Below are 19204 nucleotides of genomic sequence, written 5' to 3' on the forward strand. Positions count from 1 at the left end.
CTAACATGAGTCAAGATTTTTTCGACCCTGAAGTATACTCAGATTTTGTCATAGAAGCCAGGGAGCATCTTGAAACCATTGAGCCCAAGCTTCTGGAACTGGAAAAGAATCCTGATAACCTGTCTCTGCTTGACGATATTTTTAGGCCCATGCACTCTTTGAAGGGGGCCTCTGGTTTCCTGGGTCTCCTGGAAATGAATTCCCTGGCCCATAAGGGTGAGAATATCCTGGACGAGCTTCGCAAGGGAAGGATCAAGGTCACCGCAGGGATTATGGACCTGATCCTTGAGGCTACTGACGCCCTCAGGGAGATGGTGGAGAATCTGGAGGCCCTGGGAAATGAAGGGAACGTTGATACTCAGCATATCATAAAGCATATTGATGATTTTCTGGAAAAAGGCGAGGAGGCAACATCTCCATCCAAGACCGGGAGCGGTCAGTCAGGCAAGCCTTCTTCAGTCCCTCCGGGTGGAGTTTATGCCCTGACCATGGTCAGTCAGGACCATTTGAGTGATTTTCTGGAAGAAGTCAGGGAGATTCTGGCTGAAGTCGGCTCCATTCTGCTTTCCCTGGAAAAAGACCCCAAGGGCAGTCAGGAATCAATAAATGATCTGTTCAGGCATTTCCATAACATCAAAGGCAACAGTGCCATAATCGGTTTTAAGGAGATCAACGAACTGACCCATGAAGTTGAAACTCTGCTCAACAGAGTCAGAAACGGGGAGGTGGAGATCCACAACCAACTCGTGGACATGCTCCTGGCTGTAACAGATACTGTTGAATCAGCCCTGAATAATGTGGACAGGGAAAAGGCCGAGGTCAGATCCATTGATATTTCTGAAATTCTCAGTCAGGTCCGCAGCGTTCTGGATTCCGGCGGCGGGTCAGGAGGCGAGGCTCAGGATTCATCGGCTCAGCCCGTGGTCCTGAATGATCCGGAAACAGGCCAAAAGGATGCTCCTGTTCTGAGTGGTGAACAGGAACTGGATATTGATCCCGAAGATCTGCAGATCTTTGAGCAGGCAGTGGCCCAGCAATTCGAGAATATCAAATATGCCCTGGAAAAAATAACTGCTGGAGATTTTGACAAAGAACTTGTGGACGGATTGTACAGATCCCTGGTTACAGTCCAGAACTCCACAGGGTATATGGGCTTTGATGAGTTGAAAACCTATGCCCAGCGTACAGCCGATCTGGTGGATCAGGGTCGGAAATCCGACCTGGACTTTGCTCTCATGGCTGACATCCTGAAGCAGGAAGTCGGGATACTGGAATCCATGGTCAAGTCCAAGCTCCAAAGTATCTATCATCCACAGGAAAAATCCGTGGATGCCCAGGTCCAGGAGGCCGGGCCCCAGGCCCAGGAGCAGGGAACAGAAGATTGCGATCCACCAAGAGATGAGCCTGCCCTGGACGGCTCCCAAGATGCTCAGACAGGCCAGGACCAAGAATCTCAGATGATCATGGATCAGTCCGATGCCAAGGACAAGTCAAAGCCTGCGATCGCCTCAACAATCAGAGTGGATCACTCCAAACTTGATGATCTTATGAATCTTATTGGTGAGCTGATCATCAACCGCAACAGGTTTGCCATGCTTTCCAAGTCCCTGGAAGAAGGCCATGATGTTGTTGAGATAGCACAACAGCTGACTGAGACCACTAATTCCATGGCCCGAATTTCCGACGACCTGCAGGTCACCATCATGAATGTGCGCATGGTACCTGTTAAGTCTGTTTTTACCAAGTTTCCCAGGCTGGTCCGGGATTTGAGCAGAAAGAGCAATAAAAAGGTTCAGTTGATTACCGAGGGTGAGGAGACTGAACTGGATAAAAGTGTTGTTGAACTCATTGGAGATCCTCTGGTCCATTTGATCAGGAATTCCGTAGATCACGGTCTGGAGCCAGAAAAAGAACGCATGGACGCAGGCAAAGAACCTACAGGTACAGTCTGGCTCAGGGCAGCCCATAGAGGGAATTCCGTGGTTATCGAGGTGGAAGACGACGGCCGGGGAATCAACCCGGAAAAAATGAAGAATAAAGCCGTAGAAAAGGGGATCATCACCCAGGAAGAGGCCCAGAACATGGAGGATCAGGAAGCTATTGACCTGATCTTTGCCCCTGGCTTTTCCACGGCAGAAAAAGTCACAGACATTTCCGGCCGCGGGGTGGGCATGGATGTTGTCAAGAACAATATCAAGAATCTCAAGGGAAATGTCGTGGTCAATTCAAACCTTGGCAAGGGCACAAGGTTCTTCATTACCCTGCCCTTGACCCTGGCCATTATTGACGCCCTTATGGTCCGGTCCGGCGGGCAGACTTATGCCATTCCCCTGGATGCTGTTTCTGAAACAACCAAGATCGAAGCGGCCAGGTTAAGCGAAATCAACAACCGCAAGGCAGTGACTTTGCGGGGAGAAGTACTGGGACTGGCTGATCTTGATGCTTTGCTGGACTTACCTTCAACCGGTGCAGGCCGGGAAGTCCTTCCTGTTGTCATAATCACTGTGGGAGACCGAAGGCTTGGACTGGTGGTGGATACCTTGCTGGAAAGACAGGAAGTGGTTATCAAATCCCTTGGCGAATATATGGGTGACCAGCCGGGCATTTCCGGAGCCACCATCATGGGAGACGGCAGCGTGGTCCTCATCCTGGACCCCCATGAGGTTTACAAAATGGCTACCAGCAAGATATAGCAGGTCTACGGATATTGGATGTCCGGTTTGGCAGGGTGCTGAGACCACAATTTTTTTGCTGGTGCAGACAAGTTTTTAATGGAACAAAGAAGATCAAAAATAATTTCCCGCCGGGACCTGTTTATGGGGTTTATGAGCCGGGTCCGGGGGCAGGCAATGGAAGATCAGGCTTCTGGAATTGATCCGGAGGTGTTTGAGGCGGACAGGCTTTTACGGGAAAAAAGATATGCAGAAGCAGCAGAGAGCTTCGCAGCCTGCCTGAAAAAAGAACCAGCCCATGAAGAGGCCCTGCGTAAGCTGGGCTACTGCAAATTAAAGCTTAAAGAGACCCGGGAGGCCAGAGAAGTCTGGGAAAGACTGATGCAGTTGAGGCCTAGGGATCACTTTGCAGTTCTCTATACCGGACTGAGCCATGCCATGGACAGGGATGTCCACCAGGCAGTGCAGATCTGGAAATCCTATTTTAATATCAAACAGCCGCACATTCAGAGGGAGATCAACCTGATTCTTGCTCTGCACGAGAAGGGGGATGAGCTGGACCCGGTCGAACTGGTCGATTCAGTGGAACAGGCCATAGCCAGACAGAAGCAGGGCTAATGGGGACTGGCCTGGAGTTGGTCAGCTTCAGGATGTCCTCCCGGTCTAATTGGTCTTGTCAGATCCTGGCTGCTGCATCTCGCTGGTGCTGAAAGACAAAGCTATTTTCTGGGCGTTTTCCGTTTTTTTCCATTCGTCATAGAGTTCCTTCCACTTTTCAAAGTCCAGAACATTTTTTTCCAATTGATCCTCATGCAGATGAGCCCAGGTGTTGAATAGCTGGATTTCCGCCTTGAACACGGCCATGTCCAGAAGCTTGGGGATAAATCCGATTTCATATTTTTTTCCGTCAAACTCATCCAGAATGTGTTCGACGATGGCCTTTTGACAAGTCAGGGGGTTGAGTTCGGTTTTGTTTATCTCTGCAGCCAGCCTGGACAGGTGGCCATATTCCTGCTCAAACTTGCTGATCACCTGATCATCAAGATTGATCTGTAGCTTGTCGTCCTTTTCTTCAACAAAATAGAACCTGAGCCAAAGATCAAACTTGAAAACTTCAGCAATGTCCTTCAGGGCCTCAAGAGTCTTTTCCTGCATCTTTCACTCCAGATTTGGATTTAATATAAAGGTTTATTTCATAGGTTGATTCGGTTAGGATTGCAACCTCAAATCTTTTCAGCTGGAATTGACATTCATGGTTGTTTTGCTTAACTATAAATTATAATTTGAATATGCAGGATTGAATTGATTACATTCATGATTTCGCGTAATGCAAAATGAATTGAATTGAAAACTGTTGTTAAGCAGTTAGAAAGGTTGTTTTTAGATCAGGCCTCTGCGTTTCTTGGTTTAATTTATATTTTAAATGGTCTTTTATGATTCGCAGGCTGATGAAATTGTATTGAGTGATTGCAGGTACTTTGTCACTGCTGACACTTAAGAACTGCAATCGCCAAATTGTCAACTGGAGGAAAGTATGGACGATTACTTGAAGCAGGCTTTGGAGATAGTTAAGGCTCAGGCTAGTGTTCGCAATATGACAGAGGAAGAGATCAATTCCATGATCATGACCCTGAGCCAGGGGATCAAATCGGCCATGGAAGGAACTGCTCCTGGTCAGGATCAGGATGTCCCTGCAGTGGATCCCAGGAAATCCATCCGGGAAAAAACAGTGGTATGTCTTGAATGCAGTAAGTCATTCAAGGTGTTGACCAAAAGACATCTGGCCTCCCATGGACTCACTCCTGAGGAATACAAGGAAAAATGGGGTTTTAAAAAGAACACTTCTCTGGTGGCTAAAGGTCTGGCCAGGGAAAGGCGTAAAAAAATGCAGGACATGCGCCTGTGGGAAAAGAGATCGCCCAAAAAATAGCACAAAAATCAGGCCCGGACCTGTTGCTGAGGCCGGGCCTTGATTTATTTTTTAGCTTTTAGACTACCTTGAATCCTTCCTTTTCAACGGCCTTTTTCACCTTTTCCATATCAAAACCCTGAGGGGCCTCAAATGAGGCTTGTTTTTCTTCCAGGCTCACCTGTACGTTGGAAACCCCATCCAGTCGGGACAGGGCCTCTGTTACGGCCCGGACACAATGCTGGCAGGACATGCCGTGGATATTAACCTTGATCATTCTACCTCCTCATCTTTATCTGGTTTCTGGCTTAGGCACTTCTGAATCAGCTGATCCAGTTCCTCGATCCGGTAAGGTTTGACTATCCCTGCTGAAAAACCATGTGCCTTATAATCTGACATGACCGGATCATTGGCATAGCCACTGGAGACAATAGCTCTGAGCCTGGGATCGATCTGTTTCAGTTTTTGCACGGTCTGTTTGCCGCCCATGCCTCCGGGTATGGTCAGGTCGGCCACTATAACGTCAAAGGGATGATTTTTTTTCACTGATTCGAGGTGGGCATCAATGGCTTCCTGGCCGTTCTGCACACTGGTCACGGAGTATCCCATGCTGGCCAGGTATTCAGAGGTTACTTCCAGGATGTCAGTCTCGTCATCCATGAGCAGGACCCGGGCTCCTGCCCTGGCCTGACCGAGTTCCACCTTGTTTGTGCAAGGCTTTTCAGTTGAAGCCTGGAGGATGATGGTGAATTCGGAACCTTCTCCTATGGCTGAGTCAACCTGAATATAGCCGCCATGTTTTTTGATGATGGAATAAACAACAGCCAGTCCCAGGCCGTGTCCTTTTTGTTTAGTGGTAAAATAAGGATCAAATATTTTGGTCAGGTCCTGTTTTCTGATGCCTATGCCATTGTCCTTGAACCTCAGTCGGACGTAGTTCCCCGGGGGCAGGGAAAAGGGGTTGCCCGGTCCGAGATGGATGTTTTTTGCATCAACCTTGAATACTCCTCCATCAGGCATGGCCTGGTCTGCGTTCATGGCCAGGTTCTGGATGACTTGGGATATCTGTCCCTGGTCCGCAAAAATCGGGTTCAGGCCAGGGGCAATGGAGAATGACACCTTGGAGGCTGATCCGCTCAGGGCGAAATTAACTGTTTCCTTGAGCAGCTGACCAAGATTCAGGGTTTTTTTGATGGGTTCGCCACCCTTGGCAAAGGTCAGAAGCTGCTGAGTTAGGTCTTTGGCCCTGATGGAGGCATTTTCAATGCGTTGCAGGCTTTCCTGGACGGAGTCATTCTTGGCGATCTGGATTCTGCTCAAGGAGATATTGCCTAGAATTGCCGAGAGGATGTTGTTGAAGTCATGGGCTATCCCCCCGGCTAAAAGAGATATGGACTCCAGTTTTTGCTGCCTTGCCATGTCCTGCTCTGCCCTGATTTTTTCGGTCTGATCCGAAAAAGTGGTGAAAAGTCCCTGGAACTGTCCTCCAAAAGAAACCGGAAAGCAGATTATCTCAACGTCTAGAATTTGGCCCGTACTGGTATGTCTTCTGGTCTCAAGACTGATGGTTTCTCCCCTTGAAACAGAATCGCTGATTAACTGTTTTTCATAGTTGAGATCAGGAGGTAAAATAAAGTCATCAAGGTCCTGTCCAGCCAGATCACTGATGGTGTAACCGAAAAGATGGGTGAAACTTTTGTTGATGTCCACAGCAGAGAAATGTTCATCGCAAAGAGCTATGGCTTTAGGGGAGTTGTCAAAAAGCTGCCTGAAAAGGGTTCGCTGCAACTCGATTTCTTGCCTGGCCTTTTCCTGATCGGTTATGTTTCTGGCGATCAAGACTCCATATCCATTGGGCTTGATCCGGACGATCTTGCAATTGATCTCCACAGGAATGGTTTTATGCTTTCTGGTGATGAGGTGGGTACGGATCAGTTGGGAACAGATCTTTTTCTGTTTGAAAAAGTTGGATATTTTTTCGGCTTCATGGTGATCCATGAATCTGGACAGGGGTTCTCCCAATATTTGTGCTGACTCAAAGTCAAGCAGAGATGCAGTGGCCTTGTTGACATCGATGATCAGGCCGGTGGGCACGTCAATAAGAATTATCAGGTCGTTGATGTTGTCCAGGAGGGTTCTGAACCTGGTCAGTTCGTCCAGCTTTGCTTTCAGTTCAGGATAGTAGCTTTTCTGCATGGACTTGGGACCAAGCCCGATAAGCTTTTCCAAGGGGCTGCCATGTCTTTCAGGATCAGATGGAGCTGAGGAGGATTTTCTGGACATCTGACTCGCTCATGGTTTTGGGATTTGTCAGCATGCAGGGGTCATTCAGCGCATTTCTGGCCAGTTCTGGAATGAATTCTTTTTTCAGTCCCATCTCACCAAGGGGTCTGGTCAGCCCGGCCTGGAAGTGGAGATCCACGATCTCATCACAAAGGCTGTCCCGGATGTGCTCCTTTTTCAGGCCAGAGGTTTGAATGCCCATGGCCCTGGCGATGTCAACGTACCGGTCAGCCGAGCTGTCAAAATTGAACCTGACCACATGTGATAATAATAAAGCATTGCACATTCCATGGGGAAAGTCCATAAGCCCGCCCAAGCTGTGAGCCAGGGCATGGACAGCTCCAAGAATGGCATTGGAAAAAGCCAGTCCGGCATGCAGGCTTCCCAGCATGAGTTTGTCCCTGTATTCAGGATTTCCAGGGGCTTTGACCGATTTCAGGATATTCTTCCTGACCAGGCTGATGGCCTGCAGGGCATGGGTGTCGGTAATGGAAAAGGCGGCCCTGGAGACATAGGCCTCGACAGCATGCGTCAGGGCGTCCATGGCAGTGGCTGCAGTCAGCTCAGGGTCCATACTTAAGGTTGTCTCCGGATCGATGAGGGCCATATCAGGAACAACAGCCTTGCTGACAATGGCTATCTTGATCTTTCTTTTGGAGTCATTGATGATGGCGAATTGCGATACATCAGCAGAGCTGCCTGCAGTGGTGGGAATACAGACCAGAGGAGGAGAAGGGATTTCCACCTGATCGATGCCCTCAAAGTCCAGGACATGCCGGTTGTTGGAAACAACAATGCCTACGCCCTTGGCCAGATCCATGGGGCTTCCTCCGCCCACGGCAACTATGGCCTCACAGTGTTCCCGGCGGTAAATTTCAGCTCCAAGCATGACCTGGTAATCTCTGGGATTGGGAGATACTTCATCAAAATAGATGTAGCTTACCTGCGCTTTACTTAGACTGGCCAGGATGCCATCCACCCATCCTGCTTTCTGCACTCCCGGGTCAGATACCACCATGACTTTGTTCACGCCCAGCCTGGCAATGAAGTTTCCGGCCAATGACCTGGCCCCGGGACCGTAGATGAATTCAGGAGCAACAAACTTTCGCAGGTTCATCAAGTCCTCAGCCATGGTCCCTCCCTGGTTGATAAGCATAGGCCGGTTTTGGATTATTGGTTTTAGAAAACCATAATTTAAAGGGCATATCAAGGGGAAAAACTGTTTAGACAGGCTGATATGACTACCTGGGAAATTCCACAACGTCTTCCAAATCAGAAATGGGGCATGGTTAGCCCAGGCTGCAGCCCGGGCTGGGCAAGCGGATCAAAAAGGCCGAGAAAACCTGATAAAATGGAAACTAGTTTTCCTGCATGTGCCACGAACTGCGACCACTTCGAATGTTTTTAATGGGCAGTTCGGGCTGGTCGATTTCAATTATTTCTCCGGTGCTGGTCTGAACAAACACCTTAGCTCCTTCTTGTTTGCCTAGATGCAGGCTCGGGGTGATAGTCATTCCTGGACCCAATGATCTTGTGAATACAACATATCCATCGGGGTTTTGCTGGCCAAATACGTTTCTGATCCAAGAGGTTCCTGTAAGATAGTAGAGGCTATAAAGCATGCTTTCTCCTTCACTGTCGCAAACATCATCAACTCCACCCGGACTGTATGTGGTAAAGTTAAGCAGTCCGCCCAGAAGAGTAGGCTGTCCAAGCACCCTTTCACCTGGAGAGAGATCTCTGTACCAACCATCCTTGTATTGGGTGATATGCCGTCTTAGGTCGAAAAAGTTATTGACTTCAAAGTGCGGGTTATTCGGTATGCATCCGGTTCCACCGCCAGCACAAAGAAGGGCGTAGCTGGACTCATCAATGAGGATGTCAGTAACGTCCACTAAGCCGGACTTTGCTACCTGACTGAAATTGTAGGCATTGGAATTTGTCTGTTTGGGTTCGTTAAGTCCGTAGATTGTTTGAACATCATCATTTAGTTTGTCACTAACTGTCCAGAATTTTCCAGATCCGAAATAAACCCACACGTCATTTCCGTGCCAGCCAATATTGGGGGCACCACTGACCGGTTCTCTGGCATCAAACATGGATTTGAATTCCCAGTTTTTTGGGTCCACATCATTTTCAACCTTCAGCCTCTGCATGCCTCCACCCAGCCGGTTTCCCTGTCTTTCTGTGGTGCCAAAGTAGAGAATGTCTGAGAAAAAATCAAAGTCATAGTCAACGCTTACGAATCCTGAAGAGATAAATGACTGGTTGCTGGGAAGCTCTTTTACGCCGGCCTGGTCAGCTGAAGGGGCCTTATTGGGGATGCGCAAAGCCTTTCTGGGAGAGGTTGTCAGATAATTTTTTGCGGGTATGACCACAACCTTACCTTTTTGAGAGCTCTGGATGATGATTTCATCACTGTCCGGGCCAGTCCCGACTACCAGATACCAGGCCACCTCCATAGTGTTATTGTCCCGAATAGGAACAAGGGTTGGAGTGGAGACAGTGTAGCCGAAATTAACGCAACTGCTGTTTCCTGCGCAGGCATGGTGACCAGTGTCAATGGTTGTTTCGCCTAAAAGTGTAGGTGGCTGTTCCGGGTCAGTGATATCCAGGATGAAATATGATGAACTGAATTCACGGCCAGTGCCTGAATCCTGCATATAACCTCCGCCCAGGCGCATTCCACCGACAAGAATGGTTCCCCATCCTCCTGGATGGGTGCTTGAAGGCTCAAAGATCTTAGCGTCAAATATTCTTGGCTGAAGATCAACATAGTACTGGTGGGCATAATTGGGACTGGTCAAACATTCCAGATGGGGGAGGATGTTATATGGAACATATGCCCACATTTCAGCCCCGAGTTTGGGGCCGGATTCCACGCAAGATGGAGTTCTGCAGAACGACTTGTTCAGGTGGTTGTAAAATCCTGCATTGACAGCATGGAGCATGCCGTCATTGGCCCCGAAATAGACCATGAGTCTGCGGTTTCTGTATTGTTTGTAAAATTGACTGTAAGTTATGTCACCCCAGAAAAGATCATAGTTTTCAGATGGTGGACCTACCACCATGGGTGATGAATGGACCACGTCCCCCAAGCGCCAAGTCACAGTAGTGTCCAGGTTTCCGTCTTTACTGGTGTCCACCCGTATTTGTCTGCTGCGCATTCCTTCTTGATCCAGCCCCCTGATCCAGTCAATGATCTCTGCATCAACAAAAGGGATATCCGGGGCATTGCCTGTAATGAAAGGCACAACTTCATCATCATGAACAGCCCCGTCACCTGCCTTGTCATTCCAGGTGAAGATATATCTGAAATCAGAGTCTGAATTATAAAATGAGCGGTTGGTGGGAATAAAGGAGTCAGAAATATTATTCAACCATTCCGCAGCTGACCAGAGATACTTTATTTCATCAAGCTCTCTCAATTGTCCGGTACAATGGCCGTTGACAATCTCTCCATCTACACAAGCACGGGTTTTCTTCTCGGACTGATCAAAGAAGTAGATGAGTCTTTTATCAAAAATATCCAGCTTATTGTTGGAGTTGGTGTCTTCATAGAGCCTCCCATAATCATCAACCAGGATGGCATGGACATCCCCGGTCCAGGTGACATGGTTGTTCTGATCATCCACCCGGTCAGGCCAGAACACTGCCTGGTAAAGAGCTCCAGCACCGCTTCTGGAAGTGGAAATCACTGAAGCCGCAGAACCGGAAGCCTGCCGGGTGAGCATCAGCCTGAAGGCCCGGTTGAGCTGCTGTTCAAGACGTAACGGGTTGGCAACGTAAAAATAGTGATCAGGGACACCGTCACCGGATTGATCCCAATCCCGTCCATGTTCGTAGCCACCCCACTTGGCTGCGTACCAGAGGGGATCCTTGAGCAAAGTTGCGGCAGGTGTGGTGCTGGGAGTGAATGTCCTTGTGGCTGACAAGGGCAATCTTGTACCGCCTGGATCTTCCCATCTCCGGTTGCTGGTAACATCTCCATAAAAAAAACTATCCGGTGGATTTTCCGGATCCAGAAAATATATTACATCTGTTTGAGCAGTATTATGAGGATTGTTGTAGATATTTGATACATCCAGATAGGTTCCATCAGTAGTTGTTCCTGATATTATGTACCCTAAATGCTGAACAATGCTGCCTGCAGCATATTCTGAAGTCAGGGTTATGCTAACGGTATTGTCTGGGTTTACCTGATATTCATAAATCACTATGGCATCCATGTCGTGATCAGCAGCCTGCTCCACATCTTCAAAGTTGATCCTGAATCTGCCGGAAGTGGGAGTGATCTCCTCAACAAAAAAGTCCACTATGGCGTTGGTCGGCTGAAAGGCTCCATAGGAAGGGTCAATATTGGAGAGTTCATTGGACAGAGAAGCGTCTACGGATTTTCCAAATGGAACAATGGTCACAACCTGGTCCTGAACAGGTATTTCAATTCTTGGTAATGGAGACGACAGGGCAACCGTAAAAGTGGACACTTTTTGAGTATCAGGCAGGTCTGGCTGCAAATCAATATTTCGGCCATAGTGAGCAATTGCGCCTGCGTAATATCCTCCCTGCTTGGTTGGCTCATCCGGGCACAGTCCCCGGACCTTTCCCAACCCTTGAATTTCCTTAGGCGTACAGGAACTGTCGAAGTCTCCATTACTCTGGCCTATGAAATACTGTCCGGTAATACTGGATGAAAGGGAGGCAAGCCTGTTTTGAACATCGAGATTTCCGCCGCCAAGGGGCCTTCCTTCGGACCATCCTGATGCAGCAAAGGCGCTGCCAGGCAACTGATCGGAATCAAAGGAAGGGTGTATATCGCTGATGACCAGTATGATGGGTTTTGCACAATAAGGGTAATTTTCAAAAGGGTCCTCCCAGGCCGGGGCAGGTAAGCCCAGATCCGAATCCGGAGATGTCCCGCTGTAAACATATTCAGGAGTTGGCTCTTTGGCTCCGGAAAAATAGCGCAGTCCTTCATACATCATTTCTGCAACTGGATTGCCCCAGTCAGGAAACTCCCCCTCATTCATAGGGCGGTTGGTTACCCAGGAACCTGGCCAGCCTGGCTGATAACTGTGGTCGCTGTATCTGAATCCATAGATGCGGAGTTTGTTAATGGTCTGGATGATGCCCTTGACACTTGTGAACTGACCTGTGATGGGATTTATTTCATCAGTAATACTGGAGATGTTTTTTCTCAGCACTCCCCCGGACATGTTTTTGGCATACGATCCGGTAATCAATCCAAAGTACATGTCGTCGCCTTCACCGTATTTCTGAAGAAGCCCGGTGGGCTTGAACACTTCATCAGAACCATCCCCAACCTGACCCGGGTAAAGGCGGCAATTAGCCTCTGGCATATCGGGATGACAGACCTGGACTCGGACATGGTAATCTACATGAAGTAAATAGCCCTGATTGCCTGCTTCTTGTCTTAATTCTGCAATAGTTCGTCTCGTATCTCCAATGCCATCCTTTGTTCCAGACAGCTGATTTCCAGCCACAGGTCTTTCAATGGCCACCCAATTCCAGATTCGCATTTCATGGTCACCGCTCCATGGGCCGACATCTTCCAGTACCCTTAACAGTGGAGGATGGTTGACAGATCCTAGGGTTGTTGAAGCAAAAAGGTGACGCCTTCCGCTCATGGGCTGACTGAGCGGAGTGTAGTCGGTTATGTTGTAGTCATCGTCAGCTGAATATTCCTTGCCCCAGGAATGCGCGTCCTGAGGGATAAAAACTCTTTCCAGCACCGTATCACTAGCGGTATCAACTTTTCTGTAGCCTCCATAAAGTACCTTGCGAATGGTATCCATGCGGGACATGGTCAGGTAGTTGAGGAAGTCGCCGCTCCAGCCTCCGCTTACGCTGGAACATTTCTTGTTTTCAGTAACAGCCCGGGGCTCAAAACGATTGTTGACTGCACTGTAATCATAGCATTTGAAAGAATCAAAGTAACCGTAATAATCGATTTTGTTCGGTTGGTATCCGACATCGAGCTGGCCGTCGCCGTTAAGGTCGGAAGCATCGTTGTAGGCTTCATAATAAAGTTTGTGATCCCGTCCCATGACCAGCATGACCAGGGGAGGGACAGAGCCCTGAAGAAAGGGTGGATCCATGGCATACAGCCCGCAGACTCCTGCCCCGGATCTGGCTGGAAGCATGAACGAAGTCAAAAATAAGACCAGACAACAAGTCAGGGCAAAAATATATTGTTTTTTCATCAGTTTTACACCTCTAACTACCTGAGCACATGGCGGTACATGGTATTGATATCCTGGCGGCTGTTATGTCTCTCAAATCCCCTGCCTCCAAGCTGAAAATAGCTGTGCAGGCCGCCGGAGGAACCTGCTCCCTTGCCTATTCCTTCATAGCCGGCCGCAATAATGATTGATCCCCCTTCTCCAGGTCGAGATCCCATGTATTGGACATCCACCTCTGCAAGCAGGTCCTGTCCTGATGCTATTGTGATTTTAGCTTTATTGGTCAAAAAGAGAGGACCGTCAGTTACCTGGCCAAGATAGCTGTTGTGGATAAGGAAGTCTTGAGGCTCTTCTCCTCTGGTGTCCATGGAGTAGGCAACAAGTTCTTCAGAAACTTCAAGTCCGGTCTCGGCCCAATTAAAGGCCTGGTTTTTAAGCTGCAGGTTGCGGGAAATTTTGAGGTCCAGGTCAACGTCTGTGGAAAAGCCAATGATAATTATGCTTAAGACAAGCATGATCAGCAGTGCCATCACCAGAGCGGCACCGTGCTGTCCATCTCCCTGGATGGGTATGAAATCTGTCTTGTACATTTCTATTTCTCCAGTACAATCCTTTCTGCAAGGAGGCTTTTTGGTCCCTTGTAATCCCATTCTGCTGCGACTTGAATTTTCCAGAATGGTCTGCTGTCAGGAACTGGCTCATCGTTTTCGTCTTGAAGCGACTGTCTTAACAGATTCCATTCCAGGATATATTCAAAACCGCCAATGGAGTAAGCAGTTTGTCCTGAACAGGAATCATCAGGATCACAGACGTCATCTGTCTTTATGGACAGTTCTTCGATTTTACCCTGGGCAAGCTCAGTTGCTACGGTCATGCTTCTGCTTAGCCCCCGGTTAAGAACCGCAGATTGCTGTGTGCTGACCCAGGCCAGTATTCCTACTGCCAGGATGACTACAGCTATCAGCACCTCAACAAGGGTGAAGCCGGAATTACTTTGCCTACATTGCATTGCGCAGCACCACCTCTCCTCGGCTCAACATTCGCAAGTGCCCATCGTTAAAGGGACCGACTCTGTAGAAAATGCACTGCTCGCCCTCTTCCTTGGATACCAGCTCCACGCACTTTGAAGGATCACCCATGTTTTCTTTAAGATCTGCCAGTTCGTACTGCCGGGAGGAGGCGTCTCTGACTGGCTTTGAGCTTCTTCCCAAAAGCCAGAAGCGAATTTTCTGGATCTGATGCAGATTTGAGAGGTCAACCTGATCCCACCAGGTCTTGCCATCAAGTGAATATTGAAAATGCATGTCCTCGATGTTTTGGGCAATTTCCCAATGTAATGACGAAGTATAGGCATAATTCCTGAATCTGAGTTTGTATTCCACCAGCTGGATCTCAACCGGGACCACCAGAAAAACACTTGCTCCTTCAACAGTAATGCCTTCAACGTCAACATCAAGACCGACCTCACTGTTTCCATCGTAACCTTCAATGGTAAAAAAGGAATTTCCTTCAAAGTTTGGAAAGAAAGTCAGGTGATTTCTAAATGCTGCAGTGCCGATAGCAAGAGATGGTTTGTCTGACAGGCTGACAGTGCTTCCTGCAATGGATTCGATGGTGACCGGACCAGGTGGTGATTTTGAGTCTCTCAGGGGAAAGGCAGATATTATGATAACTGAATCGGGATTTGTGTCATCGGAAGCCGAGTTATTGTTTGCTATGTCGGATACCGGCCTGGAGAAACCTTCGAGATTTTTCCCCTGGAGAAAGGAGTCATTGCTGCCGAATCCGGCATGGCTGAGCAGAGTGGAAAGCCTATCTGTGGCCACCCTGAGGTTCATCTGGAGATCTACAAGCTCTTCTTCTGACACAGACATTCTGCTTTGAGACATGAATACCATGGTCAGTCCACCAATGATCACCACCATGCCAACCATGGTGATAAGCATTTCAACGAGGGTCAGGCCCATCTGAGCGGGCTTTAGTTTCTTTCCAGCCATATCCTGCCTACTGAATTCATTCTGATGCTGATTGTCTCTCCGGACTGGTTTGATAAATGGTAATGACTGTTCGGAGTAGTGCCTGATGGAGAAAACCTTAAAGTGTATCCTCCATCAGGCAGGCTTCCTCCACCGGAAAAGGCCAGTGTTAATCCCTGGGCTTGCAGATCCACTACTACTCCTGAGCTGTCTTCGTATTTTCCGGTCCAGATTTTGACTGTAGCAGATTGATTCGTTTTTACAGCCAGCATCCGGGCCTGAGAAAGTGCAGATCTTAAGTTCCTGGCTTCAGAGTTTAAACGGAAGCTGTCAGAATTGATATATACCAGGGCGATACCCGATAATATTGAAATAATGGCCAAGGTCAGCAGGGCTTCGATTATGGTCAGTCCATGGCAGGAAGCAGATTTTTTTTTGTTGAGCATAGCTTGTAGGGCCGGTTGTTTTATGAGGTTTAATAAATGATAAGCAAATTAAACGCCAAGGTTGATGAGAAATCATCTTGATTTCTAGTCAGGTTCCGGCTGAATCCATCTGGACACAGGTAGTTGTCTGTTCGTCTGGAGTAACCTGCTGCTGGTTCAGGTTAATCAGCCACTGTCTGTCCAGGATAAATTTCAATTTGGTAACCAATGTTACCATCTGGTTAGAAAGAGGGCAAGGAGATTGAGTTTTTTGTGCCGGCCTGATTTGACTGATAATCAAAGCCAGGCCGGATCTGCCAGAGGAGACAGCATCCCCGGCCCTTGACTTTTTATTTTCCATGAGAGAAAAGTTTTAAATTTATCACAAGTTGAGGAGAAGGCAATGCCGGTACTGGTTGTAAACGTCGATCATATAGCCACCATCAGACAGGCCAGAATGGGGGTCGAGCCGGATCCGGTTACAGGAGCCCATCTGGCAGAAATGGCCGGAGCCAGAGGAATAATTGTTCATTTGCGTGAGGACCGCAGGCACATCCAGGACAGGGATGTGCAACTGTTACGGGAAACTCTCAAGACCAACCTGCATTTCGAAATGGCTGCCACAGGAGAAATGCAGAGAATTGCTTTGAAGACCAAGCCTTATATGGTCTGCCTTGTCCCGGAGAAACGCGAAGAGTTGACCACAGAAGGCGGTCTGGACTGCGTGGGCAGGGAAAAAATACTGTCTGATTTTCTGACACCTTTCCATGAATCGGGGGTAAGGAGCAGTCTGTTCATTGATGCCGACCCCAGGCAAATAGATGCTGCGGCCAGGGCGGGTGCCGAGTATGTGGAGATCCATACCGGGCATTATGCTGATGCAGCCGGGCACAAAGAGAGGCAGCAGGAACTGGAAAAGATAGTCTCAGGAATCCGCCATGCCCAGGGGCTCGGTTTGAAGGTCAACCTTGGTCACGGTCTTAATTACCATAATATTTTCGGATTTTCCAAAGTCAGCGGTATCCATGAGTTTTCAATTGGCCACAGTATTATTTCCAGGGCCGTGTTTACCGGGATGGCCGAGGCAGTGAAGGCCATGTCTGACATTATTCAGAATTTTGTGGAGTAACAGAGTTATCAGATATCCTGTCCTGGACAGGATATCCACAGGTTGAAATGATAGTAGGATTAGGCCTGGATGTGGTGGAAATCAGCAGAGTGGATTCTGTGTTCAAGAAATTCAGAGGCCGTTTTGTTTCCAGGATCCTTACACCCAATGAGTCGGAAAAACTTCCTCCTGTTGACCCTGTTTTCTATCTCGCCTCAAGATTCGCTGCCAAAGAGGCCGGAGTAAAGGCTCTGGGCACCGGGTTTTCCAGAGGAATCACCCTGCAGCACCTGGAAATTTCGAACAACAGCTTGGGAGCACCAGAGCTTATGTTTGCCGGTCCCGCTCTTGAGCGGGCCAGAGAACTCGGGGCTGACAGGATTCACTTGTCCATGAGTCATGGCCGGAACACTGCGGCTGCTGTGGTCATTCTTGAAAGATTAACATAATATCCAAACGACCTGGGGGTGGTCATAATGTATTTACCTTTACCGATTCCTGAAGAAATGGCTGAGTGGGACAGGCTGACCATGGATGAGCTGGGGATTTTGCCTGAAATACTCATGGAAAACGCCAGTCGGGAGGCATTGAACACCATCAAGTTCAGGTTTGAAAATTTCCGGGGAGGATCAGCCCTGGTCTTTGCCGGATCAGGAAACAACGGTGGTGATGCCTTTGCCTTGGCCCGGCATTTGTGGAATCATGACGTAAAGGTGATGATCCTTCATTCCAAAAGGCTCAAGGAATATGCCGGGGCTGCTGCCTATCATCTTTCCCTGGTCCGAAGCCTTGATATTCCTTTGATGTACCTGCATGAGTACAATCTTGATTTTCTAAAAGGAGTGGACATTATAGTTGACGGTCTTTTGGGAACCGGATTTTCCGGTCAGCTGCGGGACAGCTACATTGAATGGATCAAGGCTATAAACAAACTGGCCAAAAAGAGCTACGTAATATCCCTGGACATACCCTCGGGTATTGATGGTATTACGGGTAAGCCCAGTCCGGTTGCGGTCAGGGCCGACGACACCATAACCTTTGAAGAGGCCAAGCTGGGTCTTCTCCAGCCTGATGCAAGGGAGTACGTGGGCTGCCTTTCGGTGGGGAAGATTGGAATCCCCAAAAAAATTAAACGGGACAACCCTCCTCAGCATTTTGCCCTGAATATCCAGGTTCTGGACCAGGTGGCTTTTCCCAAGAAAACCATGCACAAGGGCGAAGGCGGTCATGTCCTTGTGGTGGGTGGCTCAAGCGGTCTTTCCGGGGCTGCAGTGCTCTCGGCCCTGGGAGCTTTGCGGGCCGGTGCAGGACTGGTGACCATTGCCTGTCCCGGTGCCCTGGCCCGGGAGATAAGGGCTGGATGGCCGGAGATTATGGTCCTTCCCCTGGGTGATTCCCAGGACTGGCATAAAGGGCTGATGCAGGACCTGGTTCCCTGGTTGCCTAAGTTCAGCTCGGTCATAGTAGGTCCTGGCATGGGACGTTCTTCAGACACTGCCGGTTTTATCAAGGCCTACCTTGATAATATACATCCCAGGTCACTCTTTGATGCCGATGCTCTCTACTTTTTTGCCAGGGATAAGAATCTGTTCAAGAAGATGGCCAAGGCCGAGGATGTAATTTTTACCCCGCATCCCGGGGAAATGGCCAGGTTTTTTGATACCACAGCCACTGAAGTAAACAGAGACAGGACGCACTTTGCCAGGGAATTCATCCGTCAGTTCGGAGGGAATCTGGTCCTGAAGGGGGCGTGTACCATTATTGCCGGAAAGGAGTCCCCATTCTACGTGTCACCTTTTGCCGTGCCCAACCTGGCTGTGGGCGGAGCCGGGGACGTTCTGGCCGGGGTTATTGGAAGCCTTATGGGCCAGAATCTTGAACCTGTGGATGCCGCTAATATCGGGGTCTACTGGCATGGTCTGGCCGGCAAAGAGCTGGCTAAGGCCTATCCCTTCAGGGGCAACCTGGCCAGGGAAATTGCTGATGCTCTTCCAGGAATTCTGGCCAAGGTCAGAAGCAAGGAAACCGAATGCTGTCCTGATTCGTTATTCTGATCTATAATGAATTCATTACTCCTGGCTGGGTGTTTCCAGCCCCTCTGATGAAATAATAATTACAAAGGAATTGAAAATAATGATTACTGCCAAGGATATAATGACCAAAAACCCCATCGTGGTCCGGCCGGAAACCGAGATCCCCGAGGCAGCAAAGCTGCTTCTGGAGAAAAATATAAACGGGATTCCGGTTGTCAACGATCAGAATGAACTAGTGGGAATCATCTGTCAGAGTGATCTGGTGGCCATGCAGAGAAAGATTCCTGTTCCTTCCTTATTTACTCTTTTTGACAGTCTCCTCCCTCTTGGCTCTACTTCGAAAATGGACAGGGAGATCAAAAAAATCGCTGCGGCCAGGGTGGAGGATGCCATGACCCCGTCTCCTGTACATGTAGGCGAAGACACAGGCCTTGAGGATCTGGCTGAAATAATGGTCAATAAAAAGTTTCACACCCTGCCTGTGGTGGAAAATGGCAGGCTGGTGGGAGTTGTGGGCAAGGCTGATGTGCTCAAGACCCTGATGAAGGAAAAATAGATTGTCTGGCGGCAGTTGAACTGTTGATGTGAGATGCTG

General features: G+C 48.7%; 16 protein-coding genes. 7 read left to right on the forward strand and 9 right to left on the reverse strand.

Going from position 1 to position 19204, the window contains the following annotated elements:
* Positions 1 to 5 precede the first annotated feature (5 nt).
* Positions 6 to 2693 carry a chemotaxis protein CheA gene (locus P771_RS0104575; RefSeq protein ID WP_028574210.1) on the forward strand — a complete coding sequence of 896 codons (2688 nt, stop codon included), beginning with the start codon at positions 6 to 8 and terminating at the stop codon, positions 2691 to 2693.
* 78 nt (positions 2694 to 2771) lie between these two features.
* Positions 2772 to 3290: a tetratricopeptide repeat protein gene (locus P771_RS18195; RefSeq protein WP_028574211.1), complete on the forward strand. Its 519-nt coding sequence runs from the start codon at positions 2772 to 2774 to the stop codon at positions 3288 to 3290.
* A 45-nt stretch (positions 3291 to 3335) separates the two neighbouring features.
* On the opposite strand, the gene P771_RS16465 is transcribed toward P771_RS18195, so the two are convergent.
* Complete coding sequence (locus P771_RS16465) at positions 3336 to 3827, reverse strand: hypothetical protein (protein WP_051617110.1); 492 nt, start codon at positions 3825 to 3827, stop codon at positions 3336 to 3338.
* 379 nt (positions 3828 to 4206) lie between these two features.
* On the opposite strand from P771_RS16465, the gene P771_RS0104590 reads away from it, so the two are divergent.
* Entirely contained in the window at positions 4207 to 4602 is a 396-nt protein-coding gene (locus P771_RS0104590; protein WP_028574212.1) for a Ros/MucR family transcriptional regulator, read from the forward strand.
* A gap of 58 nt (positions 4603 to 4660) precedes the next feature.
* Here P771_RS0104590 and P771_RS0104595 read toward each other — a convergent pair whose 3' ends face one another.
* The 8 genes from P771_RS0104595 to P771_RS0104630 form a co-directional block, all read right to left on the reverse strand.
* Positions 4661 to 4858, reverse strand: coding sequence for a heavy-metal-associated domain-containing protein (locus tag P771_RS0104595; protein WP_028574213.1), 198 nt, complete (start codon positions 4856 to 4858; stop codon positions 4661 to 4663).
* On the reverse strand, positions 4855 to 6864 hold the full coding sequence (locus tag P771_RS16470; RefSeq protein ID WP_051617111.1) for a PAS domain-containing hybrid sensor histidine kinase/response regulator: 2010 nt from the start codon (positions 6862 to 6864) through the stop codon (positions 4855 to 4857). The genes P771_RS0104595 and P771_RS16470 overlap by 4 nt, the downstream gene beginning before the upstream one ends.
* Positions 6833 to 7996: an alcohol dehydrogenase-like regulatory protein ErcA gene (gene ercA, locus P771_RS0104605; RefSeq protein WP_028574214.1), complete on the reverse strand. Its 1164-nt coding sequence runs from the start codon at positions 7994 to 7996 to the stop codon at positions 6833 to 6835. The genes P771_RS16470 and ercA overlap by 32 nt, the downstream gene beginning before the upstream one ends.
* A gap of 226 nt (positions 7997 to 8222) precedes the next feature.
* On the reverse strand, positions 8223 to 13088 hold the full coding sequence (locus tag P771_RS18200; protein ID WP_051617112.1) for a pilus assembly protein: 4866 nt from the start codon (positions 13086 to 13088) through the stop codon (positions 8223 to 8225).
* Between the two features lie 17 nt (positions 13089 to 13105).
* Positions 13106 to 13657 carry a pilus assembly PilX family protein gene (locus P771_RS0104615; protein WP_028574215.1) on the reverse strand — a complete coding sequence of 184 codons (552 nt, stop codon included), beginning with the start codon at positions 13655 to 13657 and terminating at the stop codon, positions 13106 to 13108.
* A gap of 2 nt (positions 13658 to 13659) precedes the next feature.
* Complete coding sequence (locus P771_RS0104620; RefSeq protein ID WP_028574216.1) at positions 13660 to 14076, reverse strand: type IV pilus modification PilV family protein; 417 nt, start codon at positions 14074 to 14076, stop codon at positions 13660 to 13662.
* Positions 14066 to 15064: a PilW family protein gene (locus P771_RS0104625; RefSeq protein ID WP_028574217.1), complete on the reverse strand. Its 999-nt coding sequence runs from the start codon at positions 15062 to 15064 to the stop codon at positions 14066 to 14068. Before P771_RS0104625 ends, P771_RS0104620 begins: the two co-directional genes overlap by 11 nt.
* Positions 15046 to 15489, reverse strand: a complete 444-nt coding sequence (locus P771_RS0104630) for a GspH/FimT family pseudopilin (RefSeq protein WP_028574218.1) — start codon at positions 15487 to 15489, stop codon at positions 15046 to 15048. Before P771_RS0104630 ends, P771_RS0104625 begins: the two co-directional genes overlap by 19 nt.
* Positions 15490 to 15871: 382 nt before the next feature.
* On the opposite strand from P771_RS0104630, the gene P771_RS0104640 reads away from it, so the two are divergent.
* From P771_RS0104640 to P771_RS0104655, 4 genes are all read left to right on the forward strand, one after another.
* The gene (locus P771_RS0104640) at positions 15872 to 16597 is read left to right on the forward strand and encodes a pyridoxine 5'-phosphate synthase (protein WP_028574220.1); all 726 of its coding nucleotides are present in this window, start codon (positions 15872 to 15874) and stop codon (positions 16595 to 16597) included.
* A 47-nt stretch (positions 16598 to 16644) separates the two neighbouring features.
* Positions 16645 to 17025: a holo-[acyl-carrier-protein] synthase gene (locus tag P771_RS0104645; RefSeq protein ID WP_028574221.1), complete on the forward strand. Its 381-nt coding sequence runs from the start codon at positions 16645 to 16647 to the stop codon at positions 17023 to 17025.
* A 27-nt stretch (positions 17026 to 17052) separates the two neighbouring features.
* Entirely contained in the window at positions 17053 to 18630 is a 1578-nt protein-coding gene (locus P771_RS0104650; protein ID WP_028574222.1) for a bifunctional ADP-dependent NAD(P)H-hydrate dehydratase/NAD(P)H-hydrate epimerase, read from the forward strand.
* A 79-nt stretch (positions 18631 to 18709) separates the two neighbouring features.
* Positions 18710 to 19165: a CBS domain-containing protein gene (locus P771_RS0104655; protein WP_028574223.1), complete on the forward strand. Its 456-nt coding sequence runs from the start codon at positions 18710 to 18712 to the stop codon at positions 19163 to 19165.
* Positions 19166 to 19204: the final 39 nt, after the last annotated feature.

The sequence above is a fragment of the Desulfonatronovibrio hydrogenovorans DSM 9292 genome (genome assembly GCF_000686525.1).
Lineage (GTDB): Bacteria > Desulfobacterota > Desulfovibrionia > Desulfovibrionales > Desulfonatronovibrionaceae > Desulfonatronovibrio > Desulfonatronovibrio hydrogenovorans.

What these genes read in the sequence shown, in the direction of transcription:
- P771_RS18195 (WP_028574211.1), top strand. Translation starts at nt 2,772, where the DNA reads ATGGAACAAAGAAGATCAAAAATAATTTCCCGCCGGGACCTGTTTATG.
- P771_RS0104620 (WP_028574216.1), bottom strand. Translation starts at nt 14,076, where the DNA reads ATGCAATGTAGGCAAAGTAATTCCGGCTTCACCCTTGTTGAGGTGCTG.
- P771_RS16470 (WP_051617111.1), bottom strand. Translation starts at nt 6,864, where the DNA reads ATGTCCAGAAAATCCTCCTCAGCTCCATCTGATCCTGAAAGACATGGC.
- ercA (WP_028574214.1), bottom strand. Translation starts at nt 7,996, where the DNA reads ATGGCTGAGGACTTGATGAACCTGCGAAAGTTTGTTGCTCCTGAATTC.
- P771_RS0104640 (WP_028574220.1), top strand. Translation starts at nt 15,872, where the DNA reads ATGCCGGTACTGGTTGTAAACGTCGATCATATAGCCACCATCAGACAG.
- P771_RS0104615 (WP_028574215.1), bottom strand. Translation starts at nt 13,657, where the DNA reads ATGTACAAGACAGATTTCATACCCATCCAGGGAGATGGACAGCACGGT.
- P771_RS0104655 (WP_028574223.1), top strand. Translation starts at nt 18,710, where the DNA reads ATGATTACTGCCAAGGATATAATGACCAAAAACCCCATCGTGGTCCGG.
- P771_RS0104575 (WP_028574210.1), top strand. Translation starts at nt 6, where the DNA reads ATGAGTCAAGATTTTTTCGACCCTGAAGTATACTCAGATTTTGTCATA.
- P771_RS0104630 (WP_028574218.1), bottom strand. Translation starts at nt 15,489, where the DNA reads ATGCTCAACAAAAAAAAATCTGCTTCCTGCCATGGACTGACCATAATC.
- P771_RS18200 (WP_051617112.1), bottom strand. Translation starts at nt 13,088, where the DNA reads ATGAAAAAACAATATATTTTTGCCCTGACTTGTTGTCTGGTCTTATTT.
- P771_RS0104595 (WP_028574213.1), bottom strand. Translation starts at nt 4,858, where the DNA reads ATGATCAAGGTTAATATCCACGGCATGTCCTGCCAGCATTGTGTCCGG.
- P771_RS0104625 (WP_028574217.1), bottom strand. Translation starts at nt 15,064, where the DNA reads ATGGCTGGAAAGAAACTAAAGCCCGCTCAGATGGGCCTGACCCTCGTT.
- P771_RS0104650 (WP_028574222.1), top strand. Translation starts at nt 17,053, where the DNA reads ATGTATTTACCTTTACCGATTCCTGAAGAAATGGCTGAGTGGGACAGG.
- P771_RS16465 (WP_051617110.1), bottom strand. Translation starts at nt 3,827, where the DNA reads ATGCAGGAAAAGACTCTTGAGGCCCTGAAGGACATTGCTGAAGTTTTC.
- P771_RS0104590 (WP_028574212.1), top strand. Translation starts at nt 4,207, where the DNA reads ATGGACGATTACTTGAAGCAGGCTTTGGAGATAGTTAAGGCTCAGGCT.
- P771_RS0104645 (WP_028574221.1), top strand. Translation starts at nt 16,645, where the DNA reads ATGATAGTAGGATTAGGCCTGGATGTGGTGGAAATCAGCAGAGTGGAT.